Here is an 18,335-nt window from a genome sequence, read left to right as displayed (position 1 = left end):
TCGATGCCGGCAGGGCTCAGCAGCTGGGGACCTTCGCGCCCTTCTCCAGGGCACGAAGCGAGTCGATCGTGGCGGCGAGCGTGGTGACCGGGATCAGGCGGAGTCCCTCGGGGCGGTGCGCCTCGGCGTCGGCGCACTCCGCCTTCGGCACCAGGAAGACGGTGGCTCCGTCGCGGCGGGCCGCCTGCGTCTTGAGCGCGACACCGCCGACCGGGCCGACCTTGCCGGAGCCGGTGATCGTGCCCGTACCGGCGATGGTGCGGCCGCCGGTGAGGTCACCGCCGCTGCCGTTCCCGTCGAGCTTGTCCACGATGCCGAGGGAGAAGAGGAGACCCGCGCTGGGGCCGCCGACATCGGCGAGTTCGAGATCGACCTGCACGTCGTCGGGGCTCTTGTCCAGGTGGTTCAGGGCCGCCTGGACGGCGGAGTTCTGGGACTTCGTCATCTCCGCCGCATTGTGCTGCTCGATCTCCTTCGTGGACTCGCCGCTCGGGTAGACCGCATCGCGCGGCATCACCGCGCGATCGTCGCGGAACCAGCCGTCGAGCACCTCGCCGAGGCGTACGTCCGCGTCGGGACCGGTGGCGAGGATCGTCGTCATCCGCAGCTGGCCGTCCGTCTCCCGGGTCGGCGCACCCTTGACCGTGATGACAGGTTTGCCCTTGTTCTTCCCCAGGACGTCCGTCGTGGTGCCCGGCTGCGCGACGGCGAACGGCAGCGGCGAGACCGAGGCGACCGCGAGCAGCGCGACGAACGGGACGGCACTGATCGCGAGGGCCTTGGGCCGGGAGATGGGCCTGGAGAGACGATTGAGCACGAGGCCAATCTAACGTGACGGCCGGTACGGCGCCCCGGTCGGCCGGTGCGGCCCGAGGCGACGCGGCCGGCTCCGCGCTCCCGCGCCGGACACCCGCCCGCGCTCAGCGCAGCGCGTCCGCCACCTCGCGCGCCGCGTCCATGACACGTACACCCACTCGCTCCGGGACCGAGTCCGCGAGCATCACGACGCCCACGCTGCCCTCTATCCCGGTCACACCGAGCAGCGGCGCCGCGGCTCCGCTGGCGCCCGCCTCGAGTTCGCCGTGGGTGAGCGTGTAGCCCGGGTCGTTCACCATGCCGCGGCGGGCGGCGAGTATCGCCTTGCCCGCGGCGCCCTTGTCGAGCGGATGCCGGAAGCCCGTGCGGTACGCGACGTGATAGTCCGTCCAGGTGGGTTCGACGACCGCGACGGCCAGCGCCTCCGTACCGTCCACCAAGGTGAGATGCGCGGTGGCGCCGATGTCCTCGGCCAGCGCCCGGAGCGCCGGCAGCGCGGCCTCCCGGACCAGCGGATGCACCTGCCGGCCGAGGCGCAGGACACCGAGCCCGACGCGGGCTCTGCCGCCGAGGTCGCGGCGTATCAGGGCGTGCTGTTCGAGCGTGGCGAGCAGGCGGTAGACCACGGTCCGGTTGACCCCGAGCTTGTTGGACAGCTCGGTGACGGTCAGGCCGTGGTCGGTGTCGGCGAGCAGCTTGAGGACCTTGAGTCCCCGGTCGAGCGTCTGGGAGGTCTCCGCGGTCACGACGGCCTCTCCTTAGAGGTGAGTCGACGGCCCCCTCGGCGGCGCAAGCGCCACCGGTCCCATCGGCGACGCGCGTCAGAGGCCGCCGGACGAAGCCGGGCTCGGAGCGTGTGCCCCGTCCGCCGCCCAGCACCGGCTGCGCTCCGCGGCGGCGCTGCCACGGGGCGTGTGCGTTGCCGGGACACTAGCGAGCCGGTCCCGCTGAGCGGAAGACTCCGTCCAGAATCCGGTCACAGGGGACGGAGATTGCCTTCCGGATCGCCCGTGATCTCCGCAATGTCCGGGAGGTTTGGACTTATGGGCCGCGACCGCTTCGAGAGCTCGGCCCCGTACCGCACCCGGTCACTTCATCCGCGTGGCCCACTCCTGGACCTTGGCGATCCGCTGCCGGATCTGCCCCGCCGTCGCCTCCGCGCTCGGCGGGCCGCCGCACACCCGGCGCAGCTCGGTGTGGATCACCCCGTGCGGCTTGCCCGACTGATGGACGTACGCCCCCACCATCGTGTTCAGCTGCTTGCGCAGTTCGAGCAGCTCCTTGTGGGAGACCACCGGCCGCCGCTCGGCGGGCAGTTCGAGCAGATCGGCCTCGTCGTCGGGCCTCTTGCGGCTGTGCGAGATCTGCCGGGCCTGCCGCTTCTGCAGCAGCATCTGCACCTGGTCCGGTTCGAGGAGCCCGGGAATGCCGAGGTAGTCCTGCTCCTCCTCGCTGCCGGGATGCGCCTGCATGCCGAACTCGGCGCCGTCGTACAGCACCCGGTCGAAGACGGCGTCGGACTCGAGCGCCTCGAACGGCAGCATGTCCTGTTCGCCGGTGTCCTCGTCCTGCTCCTGATTCGCCTCGTCCATCTCCTTCTCGGACTCGGCGTACGGATCCTCCTCGCCGTCCTTCTTCGGCTTGTCGAGGACGTGGTCCCTTTCGACCTCCATCTCGTTTGCGAAACCGAGCAGGTCGGGGATGGTCGGCAGGAACACCGACGCCGTCTCGCCGCGCCGCCTGGAGCGTACGAAACGCCCCACGGCCTGCGCGAAGAACAGCGGCGTCGAGATCGTCGTCGCATACACACCGACCGCGAGCCGTGGCACGTCCACGCCCTCGGACACCATGCGGACGGCCACCATCCAGCGGTCGTCGCTGTTGGTGAACTCCTCGATCCGGTCGGACGATCCGGCGTCGTCGGAGAGCACCACGGTCGCCTTCGACCCGGTGATCTCGCGGATCAGCTTCGCGTACGCCCGCGCGGAGTCCTGGTCCGCGGCGATCACCAGACCGCCCGCGTCCGGGATGCCCTTGCGGACCTCGCTGAGCCGGTGGTCGGCGGCCCGCAGCACATTGGGCATCCAGTCGCCGCGCGGGTCGAGCGCGGTGCGCCAGGCCTGCGAGACCGCGTCCTTCGTCATCGGCTCGCCCAGCCGCGCCGCGATCTCGTCGCCGGCCTTCGTGCGCCAGCGCATGTTGCCGCTGTACGAGAGGAAGATGACAGGGCGCACGACGCCGTCCCCGAGCGCGTTCCCGTATCCGTAGGTGTAGTCGGCCGATGAGCGCCGGATCCCGTCGTTCCCCTCCTCGTACTGGACGAACGGGATGGGGTTGGTGTCGGAGCGGAACGGCGTACCCGTCAGCGCGAGACGGCGGGTGGCCGGCTCGAACGCCTCCAGGCACGCCTCGCCCCATGACTTGGAGTCGCCGGCGTGGTGGATCTCGTCGAGGATGACGAGCGTCTTGCGCTGCTCGACGCGGTTGCGGTGCAGCATCGGCCGCACCCCGACACCCGCGTACGTCACGGCGACACCGTGGTACTCCTTGCTGAGCGGGCCCGCGCTGTACTCCGGATCCAGCTTGATGCCTATCCGGGCGGCGGCCTGCGCCCACTGCTTCTTCAGGTGCTCGGTCGGCGCGACCACGGTCACCTGCTGCACGACGTGGTGGTGCAGCAGCCAGGACGCGAGCGTCAGGGCGAATGTCGTCTTGCCGGCCCCCGGCGTCGCCACCGCGAGGAAGTCCCGCGGCTGCTCCTGGATGTACCGGTCCATGGCTCCCTGCTGCCAGGCACGCAGCTTGCCGGCCGTACCCCATGGAGCACGGCCGGGGAAGGCGGGAGAGAGGTGGTGGGAGGTGGGGGTGGTAGTCACGGTCTCCGGTTCGGGTCGAGCTTCCGTCTCGCACACGTATGGGCTACGTATGACGTATGGGCTACGTATGACAACCGGGCCACCCTACCGGTGGGGCACCCGGGGCGGCGGAGTCCCGGGGTGAGTGGACTGGCTGATGGACGAGGCTTGTGAACGGCAGATGGCAGTCGCATTGCGGCAGGTCCGTGGCTCTTGAGGCCGGCGATGCGGGCGCCCTAGCTGTATTGACCCGCAGGGTTGTTGACTCGGCTGATGGGCGGCCGGCCGCCGAGCGCGGTGTGGCCACGGTGATGGTTGTAGATGTGGATGAACTCCGCCAAGGCGTCGGTGCGTTCAGCGTTGCTGGAGTACGGACGCACATACGCCCATTCGTCGAGAAGGGTGCGGTTCAGGCGCTCCACCTTCCCGTTCGTCTGCGGACGGTAGGGCCGGGTGCGCTTGTGGACGATGCCGGCAGCGTGCAGTGTCTGTGCGAACAGCCTGGATCTGTAGCAGGAGCCGTTGTCGGTGAGGACCCGCTCGACGGTGATGCCGTGCGCGGCGAAGAAGGCGTTGGCTCGCTGCCAGAACTCCGCTGCGGTCTCCTTGCGTTCGTCGGTGAGGGCCTCGCTGTAGGCGAGGCGGGAGTGATCGTCGACGGCGGTGTGGATGAAGCTGTAGCCGATCACGGGGCTGCCGCCTTTGCGTGCGCTGGTCGTGGCTTGCCGGTTGGCGCCGGCCTGCTGGCGGGGCATGATCCGATGCCCGCCGCCGTCGGGGATGTTGCCGAGCTTCTTGATGTCGACGTGTACCAGTTCGCCCGGTCGTGATCGCTCGTAGCGGCGGATGACCTGGCCAGTGGGGCGGTCCATCCACCGCAGACGGTTCAGGTGGTGCCGAGTCAGGACGCGGTGGATCGTTGAGGCGGGCAGTCCCAGGATCGGGCCGATCCGTGCGGGGCCGAGTTTCCTCTCACGCCGCAGGTCGCAGATGCGGGCCTCGACATCGGCGGGGGTGCGGTGCGGAGTTGTGTGTGGTCTGCTGGGGCGGTCGTACAGACCGGCGTCACCTTCGGCTCGCCAGCGGCGGACCCACTTGTGGGCCGTGGTGCGGGAGATGCCCATCTCGTCGGCGACGTGGGCAACGGGCCTGCCGGCCCGGACCCGGTCGACGAGAAGGCGTCTGCCGTGGACGGTCAACCGCGCGTTGGGGTGGGGCACGGGCAGCTCTTCAGTCCGTGGCCGTTGCGTCCTGGGCGAAGTCGGGTAGCTCGGTGGACAGTAGTTCTTCGGCGCCGTTGTCGAGGAGCTGCTGCATCTGGGTGGAGCGGGGCAGCATGGTCTTCTCGTAGGCGAGGACGGCGTCGTCGATGGTGTCGTGCTGTGCGATGGCGAGGGCGAGTTCGCAGGCGTCCAGCATGGCGAGGTTGACGCCGACGCCGAGCGGGGGCATCAGGTGGGCGGCATCGCCCAGGAGCGTGACGGTGGGGTTGTGCTCCCAGGTGTGCGGGACCGGCAGGGCGTTGATGGGGCGGTCGACGTATCGGCCGTCGTTGTCGGTGAGCAGGCGGCGCAGGTTCGGTGACCAGTGGCAGTAGCGGTCGAGCAGGAGGGCGCGGATGCCGTCGGTGTCCTCGATGGTCAGGCCGGCCGCGGTGATCCAGTCGGCGGCGACGCGCTGGATGATGTAGACGCGGATGTGGTCGCCGCTGTTGCGCTGGGCGAACAGGCAGCGGTCGCCGTCGGCCGCTGCGGCGCTGCCCTGGCCGACGAGTTCGGCGATCTCGGGGTGCCGGGTCTCGACATCGTGGAACCAGGCTTCGAGGAAGCTGACGCCGGTGTACTCGGGGGTGGCGTCGGAGATGGCGCGGCGGACCTTGGACCAGGCGCCATCGGCTCCGATGACGAGGTCGGCCTCGATGACGGTGCCGTCGGCGAAGTGGAGTTGGCGGGGACCGGTGGTGGGTCCGTCGACGAAGCGCAGGGTGTAGCCCCAGCGCACGGTGCCGGGCTCGAGTGAGTTCAGCAGGAGGTCGCGCAGTGCGCCTCGGTCGATCTCCGGTTTGAAGCGTTCGTCTTCTTCGGGGACGTGGTGGAAGACGATGGCGCCAGCGCTGTCCAGCTGGCGCATCTCCTGCCCCTCGGGGCGCGAGATGGTCAGGAAGTGGTCAAGGAGTCCGGCTTCGCGCAGGGCGATCTGGCCGTTGTCCTCGTGGAGGTCGAGGGTGCCGCCCTGGTTGCGGGCGTCGGGGCCGCTGTCGTGGTCGTAGACGGTGGCGGTGATGCCGTGTCGCTGCAGGATGCGGGCGCAGGTCAGGCCGCCGGGGCCGGCGCCGATGATGGCGATACGGGGGGTGGGTGTGGTGTTCATGGTGGTGCTCCGTTCGTGTTGCATGTGTGCTGTGTTGCCGTATGCCGCGTCAGTTGGCGGCGGAGGCGGGGGTGTTCTCGGTCTTGTCGGCCGAGGGGGCGGGCGGTCCGGCCTTCTTCAGGGGGACTTCGATGACGAAGAGCGCGGCGACGAAGGCGAGCGCGCACAGGATGGCGGCGGTCAGGAAGATGTGGCCGGTGCCGGTGGTGACCGCCTGGAGGTAGGCGTCCCTGGCGTCGGCGGGCAGCGCCGGCTGGACGGCGCGGGTGAACAGCGAGCCGAAGACGGCGACGCCGAGGGAGCCGCCCAGGGTGCGGAAGAGGTTGACGGAGCTCATCGCGGCGCCCATATCGCGCAGGGGCACGCTGTTTTGCGCGATGGTGCCCGACATCTGCAGGGTGAAGCCCAGGCCGATGCCGACGAGGACCATGTACAGGCCGGTCAGCAGCTGTGAGGTGTCGGTGCCCATGGTGGCCAGGAGCCCGAGGCCGGCCGTGAGGAACACGGTGCCGAGGACCGGGAAGATCTTGTACTTGCCGGTGGCCGACATGACCTTGCCCGCGATGGTCGAGACGATCACGACGGGAATCATCATGGGCAGCATCAGCAGACCCGAGTTGGTGGCGGAGGCGCCCTGCACCGTCTGCTGGAACAGCGGCAGGTACAGGCCGGCACCGAACATGACGACACCGGCGGCGAGGATCAGCACCATCGCGAGCGGGTAGTTGCGGTGGTTCGTGAACACGCTCAGCGGCAGCAGCGGCTCAGCGGCCCGCTTCTCCACGGCGACGAACGCAGCCAGTCCGATCACGGCCACCGCGCCGAGGGCGAGGATCTGCCAGGAGCCCCAGGCGTAGGTGGTGCCCGCCCAGGTCGCGGCCAGCACGATCGCGCTGATGGAGCCGGTCAGCAGGCCGATGCCCGCCCAGTCGATCTTCGCCTTGATGCGCTGGGCGGGCACATGCAGCATCCGCCACAGCCACACCAGGGCGAGAAGGCCGAGGGGCAGGTTGACGTAGAAGGCCCAGCGCCAGTCGAAGTGGCCGGTGACGAACCCGCCCAGGAGCGGCCCGCCGATGGTGCCGATCGCCATCACCGATGCGGTCATGCCCTGGTACTTGCCGCGCTCGCGGGGCGGCACGAGCGCACCGATCAGGGCGAAGGCGCCCGCGCCGATCCCGCCGGCGCCGATGCCCTGGACGACGCGGAAGGCGATCAGCTCGGTCATCGACTGGGCGGCCCCGCACAGCGCGGATCCGACGAGGAACACGGCGATCGACGCCAGATACATGGGCTTGCGGCCGAACAGGTCGCCGAACTTGCCCCAGATCGGCGTCGTGATCGCGGTGACCAGCGTGTAGGCGGTGACCACCCAGGAGATGTGCTCGAGCCCGCCCAGGTCGCCGACGATCGTCGGCATCGCCGTGCTCACCACCATGTTGTCGAGCATGGACAGGAGCATCGCGAGCATGATGCCGAGCAGCACCCAGCGCACGTTCTTGGGGACGGCCGAGGGGCCGGAAGCGGGGAGGGAATCGGACGTGGACATGCCTGATCACCCCTTTCGGAGACGAGGAACGGAAGAAGAGGGCCGCCGGACTGTGCCCCCACGGCGACCACTCCAGAAGAGCACAACGGCTCAATAAGTGCAACTGCTCAACTTTTGTAACCGGGCAACCCGACGGGGTAGAGTTCGAGCATGAGCGACACCGAGAACGGCTCCGCACCAGTGGGACGCCGCGAGCGCAAGAAGGCCGCCACCCGCCAGGCCATCGCCGACGCCGCGCTGCGCCTGTTCCTGGAGCGCGGCTACGACGACGTCGGCATCCGCGAGATCGCGGAGGCCGCCGATGTGTCCACCACCACGCTGTTCAAGCACTTCCCGGTCAAGGAAGCCCTCGTCTTCGACGAGGAAGCGGACCGGGAGGCGCACCTGCTCGCCGCCGTACGCGAACGCCCCAAGGGCCAGTCGATTCCCGCGGCGCTGCGCGAGCACGCGTTGCACTCTCGTATGGCCACGGCAGGCGGTGACGCCCGTTTCACCGCGTACCTCGACCTCGTGAACAGCACGCCGGCCCTGCGCGACTACTCACAGGGCATGTGGCTGCGCCACACCGCCGCCCTGGCCCAGGCCATCGCCGAGGAGAGCAGCCGGCCGGCCGACGACCCTGCCTGCACCGCCCTGGCCCACTTCGCCCTCGAAGCGCCCCGCGCGGCCCGCGGACACGACGACCTCCGCCAGGCGATCACCGTCGCCTTCGATCTCCTTGAGAACGGCTGGCGGGCCCTCGCCCCCGGCGAATGAACCTCGCAGCCCCTCAGCCATCAGGTCATCGGCTCATGAAGGCCACCGCGAACGACACCCCGGACGCCTCAGAGGCGACACCGAGTGGCACGCCGGGCGGAATGAGCAGCCTTTCAACCTCAACTTCTCGGCCTTGGCCGTCATCCGGCAGCCCGCCCATCTCCTGCGCCGCCGGTCAGACACCGCCCGTCACTTCTCGACCGCTCCCGTCGTCCTCGTCCACCTCCGTCGTGTCCGGGTCGCGCAGCGGGCGCAGGGCGCCGGCGACCGGTTTCGGGGCGGTGAAGCTGTAGCGGCTCAGCAGGTTCGGGCTGGGTGGCACTGGGCCGCCGAAACCCCCTGTTGAAACGCCGCTACGGCCTCACCCCTCGTACCTCACGGCACGAACCAGCCTGGGGAGCGCTTCGTTGCCACGCGGGCGGTGCACTGTGGCGACGTCGGCTGGGGGCAGGCGCCCGGACAGGACCTCAGCGCATCCGATGTGGTCAGCGTGCGAGGCCGTTGAGGATCGACCCGATGGTGAAGTCGAAGCGGTCGTGTCCGGTGCCCGAGGTCAGCTCAGCCGCATGCAGCCTGGTCTGGGGAAAGGTGGACGTGGGCTGTCCCGATGCCCGGAACTCCGCGCAGCGAGCACCCCAACAGCCGCTCCCCCGACACTGTCAACAACGCTCGTGGTCAATACACCTAGCGTCGGGACCGGCGCCGACGGTCCTGCTTGGCACGGACGGCGCGGAGCATGACACGGCCGTGTGCCCGAGTGGTTGAGGGGCTCGCCTGCAAAGCGAGTTACGCGGGTTCGATTCCCGCCACGGCCTCCGATGTCTCTTCGGGATCCGAGGGCTCTTCGGGGTCCGAGATCTCCTCGAGATCCGAGGTGCCCTCGGTCGTCTCATCGGGACCCGAGGTCTCGCGAGGAGGCGAGACGGCTCGACGGGATCGCTCTCGGCTTTCAGGCTTTCAAGTCGCGTGGCAGCGCGCCGAGGAGCGTCGCGGTGAACGAGGCGCGCAGGGCCTCGTCCAGCTCCAGGTGGAGCGCACCGAGCGCGGGTTCGTCCGCGTAGGCGGCAAGGAGGCTCGGGGGCGGCGGCACGTACGCCGACAGGGCGCCCGCCGAGACCAGGCTCATCAGGCAGAACAGCTGTGCGCCGGCGCCGAGTTCGGGCACGTGGCGGCGTACGAGATCGGTCATGGTGGTGAGCCGCGCGAGCGAGGAACGCTTGTGCCGCTTGACCACCTCGACCGAGACATTGTGCTCGAGCACACCGCCCTGCGCGCCGAAGAGGTCGCACAGCACCGTGCGGTCCGCCAGGGATCGGCTCAGCACTTCGGCCAGCTCACGCGCCCGCTCCTCCGGCCCTGCATGCGCGTCGACGCCCGCGGCCAGTTCGTCGGCCAGCTCGGTGAGCCAGCGCTCCAGGAAGACGTCGAGCAGTTCGAGCAGGACCGCCTCGCGTGACTCGAAGTACCGCAGGACGTTCGACTTGGCCAGGCCCACCCGTCGGCTGAGTTCGTTGAGACTCACCTCGGCCACGGGCATCTCGTCGAGCATCGCCGCCGCCGTGTCCAGGATCGCCCTGCGGCGGATCTCCCGCTGCTCCTCGCTTCGCGCCCGCTTGAATGTCACACCCTCACCCCAGTGAATCTCACACCTTCACCCTAGCTTGCAGACCACCGGTCTCTTGACTGAAGACCGGCGGTCTCTTATGTTTGCAGTGTAACAGACCGGCGGTTCTTTAGGAGTGGGTCATGAACGGCAACTGGACCGAGCAGCGCATCCCCGACCAGCACGGCCGGGTGGCGATCGTGACCGGCGCCAACACCGGCCTCGGTTTCGAGACCGCCCGGATGCTCGCGGAGCGCGGAGCGAAGGTGGTCCTCGCGGTCCGCGACGTCGACAAGGGCGAGCGGGCCGCCGCCCGCATCTCGGGCGACGTCACCGTCCAGGCGCTCGACCTGGCCTCCCTGGACTCGATCCGGTCCGCGGCGGCCGAACTCCGCGCGTCCCACCCGCGCATCGACCTCCTGATCAACAACGCGGGCGTGATGCACACCCCGCGCCGGACCACCGCCGACGGCTTCGAGCTGCAGTTCGGCACCAATCACCTCGGGCACTTCGCGCTGACCGGCCTGCTCCTCGACCGGCTGCTGCCCGTCCCCGGATCCCGCGTCGTGACGGTGAGCAGCATGGGCCACCGCATCCGGGCCGCCATCCACTTCGACGACCTGCAGTGGGAACGCTCGTACAGCCGCATCGCCGCCTACGGTCAGGCCAAACTCGCCAATCTGATGTTCACTTACGCGCTGCAGCGCCGGCTCGCACCGAACGGCACCACGATCGCGGTGGCCGCCCACCCCGGCGCCTCCAACACCGACCTCCTGCGCAACGCACCCACCGTCATCCGCGTACCCGCCACCCGGCTCGCGCCGCTGTACACACAGAAGGCCGAGATGGGCGCGCTGCCGACCCTGCGCGCCGCCACCGATCCGGCCGTGACCGGTGGTCGGTACTACGGGCCCGGCGGCCGGGGAGAGATGCGCGGCCACCCGAAGCTGGTCACCTCCAGCGCCGACTCCCACGACCGGACCGCTCAGGAACGGCTGTGGACCGTCTCCGAGGAGCTCACCGGCGTGGCCTTTCCGGCGGTGGCAGCGCAGCGGAACGGATCCGGTTCCTGACCCGCGCGCTCCACGTACGCCGGTGGCGGCGTCAGCCGTCGTAGGCAGCCTGCAGAGCCTGGACGTCGATCTTGCCCATGGCGAGCATCGCCTTCATCACACGGCCGGACTTCTCCTCGTCCGGGTCGGACAGCAGCTCCACCAGGGCCCTCGGGACGATCTGCCAGGACAGGCCGTACTTGTCCTTGAGCCAGCCGCACGGGCCGGGCTCGCCGCCGCCCTCGATGAGCTTCTCCCAGAGGTCGTCGACCTCCTTCTGGTCCGCGCAGTCCACGCTGAGCGAGATCGCCTCGTTGAACTTGAACTCCGGCCCGCCGTTCAGCGCCTGGTACTGCTGGCCGTCCAACTCGAAGTCGACGGTCATCACCGAACCGTCGTCACGCATGCCCTCCTTGCCGTACCGCTCGATCCCCACGATCCGGGAATTGTCGAAGACGGAGACGTAGAAGTTCGCCGCCTCCTCCGCCTCGGTGTCGAACCACAGACATGGCCTGATCTTCTGCTGCATCGCTCTGCCTCCTGCCGCCCTGTGCACGGGCCCTCCGCCCGCACCGTTCGCGGTCACACAGCGGTAGACCGTGCGCGCCGCGTGAACTCATCGGAGTGGGCGAATCCGTCGCGGTGTGCGAATCCGTCGAGCGAACCTGTCCCGGCGAGGAGTGGGAGACGGGGGTGTGGGCGGGGCGAATTGGGCGGAGCGAATGGGGTGTGGAATCAGCCGCGCTGCCAGCGTCGCTCGCCGTCGTGCATACGGTCGGTCGGCTCCAGGCCGGCCGCGGCGGCGACGGCTGCCGATGCGTGGTGCTCGGGGTGCACATGCGCGACGACGACGGTGACGCCGTACTGCTCCCGCAACAGCTCGACGAGAGCGCGCGCCGCGTCCTTGGCGATACCCCGGCCCTGCCAGGCGGTCCCCACGACCCAGGCGATCTCTGCGGTGGGGGTGCGGGGGCTGGTGGCTGTCGGGGTGGTGGTTGTCGAGGTGACAGTTGTCACGGTGGCCTGAACGGTGCCGGTGAGCTCACCGGTGGCGCGCCATTCCAGGACCCAGTTGCACCAGGTGACCGCGGGGTCCGGGGAGCCGGCGACCAGGCGTTCGTACCGGCGGCGCAGAGCCTTCGCGTCCGACGGCTCCCCGCCCATGAACGTGTGCAGCGCGGGGTCGGACAACACCTCCGCCATCTCCTCCGCGTGCTCGACCCGCAGCGGGACGAGGGCCAGGAGGTCGGTCCGCCACCGGGCCCCGGGGCGGGAGACGGGGTCAGTCATGGGTGGTCGCCGTGTGCTGCCAGACGTGCAGGATCAGGGGGCGGCCCTTCTCCACCACCTTCTCCGGTGGCACGTCCAGCTCCTCATAACCGGCCGAGCGGGCGACGGCCATGCTGGGCCGGTTGTCCGGCTCGATCTCGAGCAGCACTCGCGCCAGACCGAGCGTCTCGTGGGCGTACGCGGTCAGCAGGCGGGTGGCCCGGCCGGCGAGGCCCTGACCACGGTGCGCCGCGCCGATGGCGTAACCGATCGATCCCCGCGCGCAGTTCACCAGCACCTCGCCCAGTGGGGTGTCGCCGTCCGTGGTGATCGCCAGGTGCAGCCGGGTTCCTTCGGCCCGCTTCCTGCGGATCATGTCCAGGTACTCGCGTGCGGCGGCATCGTCGAAGGGGACGGCCAGTGGCGTGCGGTAACCGACGTCCGGGTCGTCGAAGAGCTCGCGCAGGGCGGGCAGGTCCGCGTCGTCCCACTCCCGCAGGACGATTCCCTCTGCGGATATTCGGACCCGTTCACGATGCTCGGTCATCCCCTCACGGTACGGCCGCGGGGACGTCCCGCGGGACGACGGGCTTGTTCACACACCCCATCCCATCGACGACCACGCGCGTGGCGTGCAGCAAGTGCCGAAAGTGAACCTTGGGGCCTTCGGCCCCGGGGAGGGTGTCGGTCATGGTGCCTTCTAGGGGGACCTGGGTTTTTTGCTCCGGTACAGCTCGCTCGATGCCACACATGACGATGACTCGATATACAACGCGTCCACCAGGCGCCAGCTTTCCCCACACAAGCTTTACACCCGACGATGCGCTAACGACTCGCTGATCTCCGATCACCCTCGACGGTGCGTCGAATTCGTGCTCAAACGGGAAGATGGACGGGCCGAAACTTAGTTGCAGGTAGCGCCCCGAAATCGCTTTTCCTGCCCGCGCCTTACAAACCTGCGAGTCACCGTGAACCGAATCAGAAAGGGAACCGGGATGCCACGCTGACACCTGCGACCGATATCGATCTCGGGTCTGCTTGACACTGTCTGCACCACCCATGGCAATCTCGCCCGAGCCGTTGCCCCGTTCACTCAGCCAACGAACCCCAGCCTCCCCGAGCACAGCGCGGCACTTGTCTCCGGCCTTCTCGTCACGCTCATGACCCGACGTGCATGAAGTCACAGCCAGTAGCGCGAAAACGAAGACGGTCAATCTAAAAGCGAGCATTGTCCGAATCGGCGAAATGCCCACCTTGGGCGTAGGATACATAGGCGCGCCGTTCCACATCTCTAAACTCCTTAGGACCCATCCCTCTCGCCTCTGCGAAATTCTGTAACGGCACCATCGCATTACGTTCACCCTCGCGCTGGGCACGCTGAATGCCCTGTCTCGCGTCCTCGCTGTTGTCATACTCACGCGCACTGAGCCAATCGATCGTGTTCGTGGCCCAGGCCGTTTCCGTCGCGCCCTGGGCCGCGTCGAAGGCCAAGGGCGCGACGACCGCCGCAGCCCCCGCCGCCGGAACCACAAGCGCCGCACCCGCGCCCGCGACGACCGCCACCGACGCCCCCACCGCGTACGAACGCCACTCACCCTGCTTCTCCAGCTCACGGTTGCGCTCGTCGGCCTCGTCCGCGTACTCCTTGCCGATGGCCTCCGTGCGGGCCTCGTCCAGCAGGCCGTGTACGACCGTGCCCGCCATCCCCGCGTCGATCGCGTCCTCGTGCCGGTCGCCCTGTGCCGCCATCAGGCTCGACGTGTACGCCTGTTGGGCCGCGGACACCGTGTCGTAGGAGCTCTTCTCGGACGCAAGTGCCGTGAGGAAATTGACCGTGTCCGACTGGCCGAAGTCGGCCAGATGGCGACCCTTCGCGTCGAACAACCCGTCCCGGTCCGTGAGTTCGCCGCTGCCGCCGAAGTTGGCCATCGTGTAGGAGATGCTGTCGACGTGCCCGGCCGCGATGCGCGCCAGGCTGTCCCGGACGCCGGGCTGCGCGTCGATCGTCTCGGCCGAACCGTAGTGATCGACGACCCGGGCCGTCAGCGCCGTCCTCGCCTCCCGTGCCTCGATGTCCGCGGCGGTGGTCATCGGCGGCGGGGAAGGGTTCCGGGCGTCGTACGCGTAACCGAGCGTGGCCGATTCGAGTGCGTGGCCGAGGTTGTCGTGGCCGACCGGTTCTCCGTCCTCTCCGGGCGGCCAGGCCCGTACGTCGTCGCCCTTGCCGACCAGGTAGTCGAAGTTGTCCGTACGGGCCAGCCCGTCCCGGCCCTCCCCGGTGGCGTCGTTGAAGAACTTCAGGGATGCCTCCGGGTTGTGCCCCAGGGCTTCGAGGTAGCCGGCCATGGGATCGTTCGGGGCGCCGTCCGGCGGGTGGTCGAGGGTGGCGCGGCTGCGCCAGACGACCTCGGGGTCGGCCGGGTAGCGGCGCTCGAACTCGATCAACTCCTCGCCGTAGTCGCGCAGAAACCCGGATTCGTATCTCCCTTTGTTCATGAGGCTGCTCATGATCTGGAATCCGTACGGGCCCGTGCCCGTCCTGCCCTCGCCCGGGAAGTACGTGCCACCCGCCGAGATGACGTCGCGTTTCCAGGCGTCCATCGCGGGGCTCTCGCTGTGGGTGGCGCTCGCCAGGGTCATGCTCAGGTGGTCCTGGGTGTCGGCGAGCAGGCCGGAGCGGGCGGCGTCGACACCGCCCTCAGGGGAGGACAGGTCGCGCCAGAACTCGAGCGTCCCGCGTCCTCCGAGGGCCACCGCGAACGCCTCCGTGAAGGCGCTGTTCCCTCGCTGCAGTCCCAACATCTCGTTGAACCGGCCGAGTTCGTCGTCGCTCCAGCCCGCCACGTCGCCGCGGGCGATCTTCGCGGCCCAGTACTTCGCGTCCGCCGCGCCCTGCCGGGCCGCCGCGTCCGCGAGGCCGGCGACCGGGCGTCCGGCGAAGTCGTGCCGGTCACGGGACAGCGCGCGCAGCGCCCGCGCGGCGACCCGGTCGGTCTCGTCGGCCTCGCGCAGGATGCGGGCCACCTGCTGTTCCACCGCGGCCAGTTCACTCTTCGTGGGGCCTTCGGGCCGGTCCTCCTGGGCCAGCACTCCCGGCGGCGCGGACGGTGGCTGGGCGCCTCCCTTGTCGTTGATGTGGATGTTGCGGCGGGTGGCGTCGGCGATGACGGCGGCGAGCGCGTCCTGGTGCCGGGTCAGGCCCGAGTGGGCGTCACGCAGCACGGCGTGGACGCTGCGGGCGGCGGCGGCCGCGTCGTTGAACTCGCCGGCGGTTCTGGTCACGAAGCCGCGGCCCACCTGGGCATTTGCCCCGCTCCAGTCCGCCTTGCGGGCCCGGGCGTCGAGCTGCTTCGCTCCCGCGTCGCCGTCCGTGCCCGTGGCGAGTGCGCGGAGTCTGCGCGCCATGGACTGCCAGTCGTCGACGGTCGCCTTGAGCCCGCCGAGCTGCAGATCCAGCAACTGCCGTACGGTCAGTCCCACTCACACCTCACCTCCCCGGCGAACTCGCGGCCGGCTCCGCGCACCGACACCGCCTGGCACCATGCGTCCATGGCTGAACTGATCGAGCGCGTCGACGAAGAGGACCGGGTACTGGGGATCGTCGACCGGGCGGAGGCGATCCGACGCGGCTGGCTGCATCGCATCGCGACCATCGTGTGCCGGGACGAGCGGGGCCGTTTCCTCGTGCATCGCCGACCCGACGACGCGACTCGCTTCCCGGGGCTGTGCAACTGGATGCTCGGCGGCGCGGTGGGCGTCGGTGAGTCGTACGAGGAGGCCGCGGCCCGGGAACTCGAGGAAGAGCTGGGCGTGCGTGCCGCGCCACGGCTTGTGTTCACCTTTCGGTGCGCCGGTGCGATCGGCCCGTACTGGCTCGGTCTGCACGAGGTCGCCGTCCCGGCGTCGGCCCGCCCGGATCCCGGCGAGATCGCGGCGCACGACTGGCTCGACGCGCCCGAACTCGAACTCCTCGTCCACAGTGCGGAGTTCGTCCCCGATGCCCGCCAGGCGTACGACCGATACCGGGCGCTGGACCGCCGGGCTCCGATGGCTCCTCATCGGTAGTACTCGGTGATGCGGGAGGTGCTCACCTCGGTGGCCACCTTGACGTCGTCCTTGGAGTGCTGGGACCTGGTGAAGTCGAGATGGTTGGAGATGTGACCGCAGGCGTCGACGAGGGTGCGGGACTGGGTGTTCCAGGCCTCGGAGAGCTGGGTGAGCGCTGCTCCCAGGTCCAGGCCGCCGTTGAACAGGCTGGTGGCCGCGGCGAATGTGCCCGCGCGGGCCTGGTCCGCGTCCCGCCGAAGACGCTCGCGGAGCCCGTAGGCGTGTGAGCCGAGTGCGCCGAGCTCGTTGTCATGCACCACGAGGTCCCGACCCGCGCCCCCGGGTGGACTTGCGGCTCCCGGGCCGAACCCGCCATGGCCGATCCCACCACCCGGACTGGCCCCGGCTCCGTCTCCGAGACCGGCTCCGCCACCGGGCCCGAATCCGTCTCCGAGGCCCACTCCACCGCCGGAGATCACACCGCTCCCCAAGCCCACGCCGCCGTTGGAACCGGCCGTCCCGGACCCGAGGTCCGGTCCTCCGCCGATGAGACCGGTCCCCGGTCCCGCTTCTCCTCCCGACCCCGCTCCCGGTGCGGTCCCTGCGGGCGGGTGGCCGCCGCCCGCAGCCGACTTCAGCTGCTCCCACTCGGACCAAGCCATCTGCTCCCGCGCTGAACGCGCGTCTCCTTCCCCGTCGGTTCATCCACGTCCGCGATCCACTCCTCCGCCCACCCCAGGTCAAGCACCCCTTGGCGGTACGAGGCCGCCCTCGGGATCCGCCCGGGTCGGTACGGAGCCGCCCCCGCCGCTCGCCGGCTCGGCGCCGACCACCACGCCCGTGGACCGCCGCCTGTCCCGCTGCTTCGCCGAACTGCCGCCCGCCGAACGGGAGACGGAACCGGAACGCGCGCCGCCCGCCCCACCCGTCCCCGTCGTCCCGCCCGGCGCCGCCACCTGCGCCATCGGCACCGGGTGACCTCCGACCACGCCGGCGGGGCCCTGCACCGCCCTGCTCCCGTACGACGACGCATGCGCGCCCGGGCCCCCACTCCCAGTCGAGCTCGGGCCCGGACTCAGGCCCGGACTCGGAGGTCCCCCAGCAACCACACCTCCCCGGGCACCGCCTCCGCCCCCTACGGGCGCCGCCCGGCCCGAACCACCCGAACTCACCGGCCCCATCTGCCCGACCGGCCCCACAGCTCCAGGCAGCAACGCACCGCCCGCATCACCCACCACGCCCGCACCCGGCACCGAACCCGCCACCGGCCTCCCGGCGGCCGTCTCCGGACCGTGGGACGCGGACGGCGCCGCCCCCGTGACCGCCGGGCCCATCCCGGACACACCGTCGATCACCATTCCCACGCCGCCGTCCGGCCGCGCCACACCCGACCCCACCGGGGACCCGCCCTCTCCGCACCCCCACCCGGTCCCGACACCACGGACCACATCCCTCTCCTCCGCCACGGCACCCCTGGACGGCCACCCATCGGACGCCCAAGCCCCAGCCGTCGCACTCACCGCTCGACCAGGCGCCGCGGCCTCACCGCTTCCCTCCGTCGACGTCGACGAACTGACGCCACCTACCGGCGTCGCACCAACACCCCGCTCCCGACCTCCGGCGCTACCGCCCCCGCTCCCGGCCCCCGCCGACTCCCCCGGCACCGGCGGAAACTCGGGCCGCTCCAGGCCGTTCAACTGCGACGCCGACAGCTCGTACGCCTGGCTCAACTTGCGCAGCTCGGCCACCGCCTCCAGGCGCAGCCGCTCCCTGGCCGCCTTCAACACCGCCTCCCGCACCGCCAGTTCGCTCGCCGTCGCATCGCTGTCCAGAGCGATCCCGCCATCAGGCCGCGCCGCACCCGGGACCGCCCCCGAAATCCCGCCGCTCTGGGTCTCCCCGCCCTCACGGGGCACCGCGGCCTGTGCCCGCGCGATCGCCTCGGCCGCACGCGTGAGCCAGCCGGCCGCCTCCTGGCTCAGGTCGCCGAATCGCCTCGTGGCGCCGGCCACTTCCGC

General features: G+C 70.1%; 17 protein-coding genes and 1 tRNA gene. 5 read left to right on the top strand and 13 right to left on the bottom strand.

Features of this window, described 5'->3' with window-relative positions; all coding sequences use genetic code 11:
• Nucleotides 1-16 precede the first annotated feature (16 nt).
• The 6 genes from DY218_RS33120 to DY218_RS33095 all read right to left on the bottom strand — a co-directional run bounded on the left by DY218_RS33120 (nucleotide 17) and on the right by DY218_RS33095 (nucleotide 7,590).
• Nucleotides 17-817: a YlbL family protein gene (locus DY218_RS33120; protein WP_128559889.1), complete on the bottom strand. Its 801-nt coding sequence runs from the start codon at nucleotides 815-817 to the stop codon at nucleotides 17-19.
• 103 nt (nucleotides 818-920) lie between these two features.
• On the bottom strand, nucleotides 921-1,562 hold the full coding sequence (locus DY218_RS33115) for an IclR family transcriptional regulator (RefSeq protein WP_128559888.1): 642 nt from the start codon (nucleotides 1,560-1,562) through the stop codon (nucleotides 921-923).
• A 342-nt stretch (nucleotides 1,563-1,904) separates the two neighbouring features.
• Nucleotides 1,905-3,692 (bottom strand): DEAD/DEAH box helicase, encoded by a 1,788-nt coding sequence (locus tag DY218_RS33110; protein ID WP_128559887.1) that lies wholly within the window; start codon nucleotides 3,690-3,692, stop codon nucleotides 1,905-1,907.
• 215 nt (nucleotides 3,693-3,907) lie between these two features.
• A complete protein-coding gene (locus tag DY218_RS33105; protein ID WP_031031371.1) occupies nucleotides 3,908-4,891 on the bottom strand; it encodes an IS481 family transposase in 984 nt (327 codons plus the stop codon).
• A gap of 10 nt (nucleotides 4,892-4,901) precedes the next feature.
• Nucleotides 4,902-6,041: an FAD-dependent oxidoreductase gene (locus tag DY218_RS33100; protein ID WP_031031369.1), complete on the bottom strand. Its 1,140-nt coding sequence runs from the start codon at nucleotides 6,039-6,041 to the stop codon at nucleotides 4,902-4,904.
• A 49-nt stretch (nucleotides 6,042-6,090) separates the two neighbouring features.
• Nucleotides 6,091-7,590: an MDR family MFS transporter gene (locus DY218_RS33095; protein WP_031031367.1), complete on the bottom strand. Its 1,500-nt coding sequence runs from the start codon at nucleotides 7,588-7,590 to the stop codon at nucleotides 6,091-6,093.
• A 150-nt stretch (nucleotides 7,591-7,740) separates the two neighbouring features.
• On the opposite strand from DY218_RS33095, the gene DY218_RS33090 reads away from it, so the two are divergent.
• Nucleotides 7,741-8,346, top strand: coding sequence for a TetR/AcrR family transcriptional regulator (locus tag DY218_RS33090; protein ID WP_031031364.1), 606 nt, complete (start codon nucleotides 7,741-7,743; stop codon nucleotides 8,344-8,346).
• A gap of 175 nt (nucleotides 8,347-8,521) precedes the next feature.
• Here the strand turns inward: DY218_RS33090 and DY218_RS34695 are convergent, their stop codons facing one another.
• Nucleotides 8,522-8,668, bottom strand: coding sequence for a hypothetical protein (locus DY218_RS34695; RefSeq protein ID WP_199566933.1), 147 nt, complete (start codon nucleotides 8,666-8,668; stop codon nucleotides 8,522-8,524).
• 421 nt (nucleotides 8,669-9,089) lie between these two features.
• Between DY218_RS34695 and DY218_RS33080 the strand changes: the two genes are divergently transcribed.
• A tRNA-Cys gene (locus DY218_RS33080) sits at nucleotides 9,090-9,161 on the top strand.
• A 134-nt stretch (nucleotides 9,162-9,295) separates the two neighbouring features.
• On the opposite strand, the gene DY218_RS33075 is transcribed toward DY218_RS33080, so the two are convergent.
• The gene (locus DY218_RS33075; protein WP_128559886.1) at nucleotides 9,296-9,970 is read right to left on the bottom strand and encodes a TetR/AcrR family transcriptional regulator; all 675 of its coding nucleotides are present in this window, start codon (nucleotides 9,968-9,970) and stop codon (nucleotides 9,296-9,298) included.
• A 122-nt stretch (nucleotides 9,971-10,092) separates the two neighbouring features.
• On the opposite strand from DY218_RS33075, the gene DY218_RS33070 reads away from it, so the two are divergent.
• Nucleotides 10,093-11,022, top strand: coding sequence for an SDR family NAD(P)-dependent oxidoreductase (locus DY218_RS33070; protein ID WP_128559885.1), 930 nt, complete (start codon nucleotides 10,093-10,095; stop codon nucleotides 11,020-11,022).
• A 31-nt stretch (nucleotides 11,023-11,053) separates the two neighbouring features.
• Here DY218_RS33070 and DY218_RS33065 read toward each other — a convergent pair whose 3' ends face one another.
• From DY218_RS33065 to DY218_RS33050, 4 genes are all read right to left on the bottom strand, one after another.
• Nucleotides 11,054-11,530 (bottom strand): VOC family protein, encoded by a 477-nt coding sequence (locus DY218_RS33065; protein ID WP_128559884.1) that lies wholly within the window; start codon nucleotides 11,528-11,530, stop codon nucleotides 11,054-11,056.
• Between the two features lie 206 nt (nucleotides 11,531-11,736).
• The gene (locus tag DY218_RS33060) at nucleotides 11,737-12,291 is read right to left on the bottom strand and encodes a GNAT family N-acetyltransferase (RefSeq protein ID WP_128559883.1); all 555 of its coding nucleotides are present in this window, start codon (nucleotides 12,289-12,291) and stop codon (nucleotides 11,737-11,739) included.
• Nucleotides 12,284-12,817, bottom strand: a complete 534-nt coding sequence (locus DY218_RS33055) for a GNAT family N-acetyltransferase (RefSeq protein WP_128559882.1) — start codon at nucleotides 12,815-12,817, stop codon at nucleotides 12,284-12,286. The genes DY218_RS33060 and DY218_RS33055 overlap by 8 nt, the downstream gene beginning before the upstream one ends.
• Nucleotides 12,818-13,485: 668 nt before the next feature.
• Nucleotides 13,486-15,750 carry a DUF6571 family protein gene (locus DY218_RS33050; RefSeq protein ID WP_128559881.1) on the bottom strand — a complete coding sequence of 755 codons (2,265 nt, stop codon included), beginning with the start codon at nucleotides 15,748-15,750 and terminating at the stop codon, nucleotides 13,486-13,488.
• A 69-nt stretch (nucleotides 15,751-15,819) separates the two neighbouring features.
• Between DY218_RS33050 and DY218_RS33045 the strand changes: the two genes are divergently transcribed.
• Entirely contained in the window at nucleotides 15,820-16,335 is a 516-nt protein-coding gene (locus DY218_RS33045; RefSeq protein WP_128559880.1) for an NUDIX domain-containing protein, read from the top strand.
• Here the strand turns inward: DY218_RS33045 and DY218_RS33040 are convergent.
• Complete coding sequence (locus tag DY218_RS33040) at nucleotides 16,326-16,634, bottom strand: hypothetical protein (RefSeq protein WP_233522031.1); 309 nt, start codon at nucleotides 16,632-16,634, stop codon at nucleotides 16,326-16,328. The two genes, DY218_RS33045 and DY218_RS33040, sit on opposite strands and share 10 nt — an antisense overlap.
• Nucleotides 16,635-17,157: 523 nt before the next feature.
• On the opposite strand from DY218_RS33040, the gene DY218_RS34405 reads away from it, so the two are divergent.
• Nucleotides 17,158-17,295 carry a hypothetical protein gene (locus tag DY218_RS34405; RefSeq protein ID WP_158574185.1) on the top strand — a complete coding sequence of 46 codons (138 nt, stop codon included), beginning with the start codon at nucleotides 17,158-17,160 and terminating at the stop codon, nucleotides 17,293-17,295.
• The last annotated feature ends 1,040 nt before the right edge of the window (nucleotides 17,296-18,335 follow it).

The organism is Streptomyces triticagri (assembly GCF_003429565.1).
Classification (GTDB): domain Bacteria; phylum Actinomycetota; class Actinomycetes; order Streptomycetales; family Streptomycetaceae; genus Streptomyces; species Streptomyces triticagri.
The sequence above is the reverse complement of the archived record's forward strand: the minus strand, read 5'-3'. Positions and strand labels throughout refer to the sequence as shown.